Source organism: Myxococcus sp. AM011 (assembly GCF_013372595.1).
GTDB classification, from domain to species: Bacteria; Myxococcota; Myxococcia; order Myxococcales; family Myxococcaceae; genus Myxococcus; species Myxococcus eversor.
In genome coordinates this window covers 1-620 of the sequence record NZ_JABXEM010000604.1, presented here as the reverse complement: position 1 = coordinate 620, position 620 = coordinate 1, and the positions used below count along the sequence as shown (strand labels likewise).

Genomic DNA, 620 nt, shown 5'->3' with positions numbered 1-620 from the left:
TGCACCGCCGCGCACGCGACGGTCCGAATGCCGAAGCAGCGAAATCAGCCGAGGGACGACGTCCTCCCCCACGCGCCCCAACTTCCAGGAGGCACACGCCTGCTCCGGCGGCAGCCACTTCTCCCCCGTGTCGGGGCCGTGGAGTTCCTGCAGCAGCGCAAGGCACGCGTCAGCCCCCTCACAGCAGCCCTCCCATGTCCTGATGTCGTCCCGCTTCCACGGCCGGGAACACCCCAGGGACATCACCACCACCACACACACGAGCCCGGCCAACCAGCGGGGACGCCCAGACTTCACTTCTCCCTCCATGTCATCGCCTCTCATTCTCCCCTCGCTGGGAAGGGACTCCGAACCCAACGCTTCAGCCAGTCACGAACCGCGCAGCGAAGGAGCGCTACGCTCGAGGAGCCTTCACGACGCGGGTGCCGGCCACCCAGTCGTGAAGGCATCGCCGCTCCTCCCCAACGAGGAAGAGCGCGTCCACGAGGCCCACCCAGACGCAGTAGCCGCAGAGCGCCATCGGGAGCGCGTTCCTCAGCAAGGCGATCCGCCACACCTCCGCTGGAAGTCCGTCTCCGCGGACGACGCGTATCCCCAGGAGCCGCTTGCCGAGGCTCGCC

The 620-nt window shown here is 68.4% G+C and carries 1 protein-coding gene and 1 pseudogene; both read right to left on the bottom strand.

Annotated features, from left to right (window positions below; all coding sequences use genetic code 11):
* Positions 1–309, bottom strand: a pseudogene (locus HUW62_RS50255) (HEAT repeat domain-containing protein); the annotation flags it as partial.
* An 85-nt stretch (positions 310–394) separates the two neighbouring features.
* Positions 395–620, bottom strand: a 226-nt coding sequence (locus tag HUW62_RS50250; protein WP_176438223.1) for an RDD family protein, incomplete at its 5' end; no start/stop codon positions are given.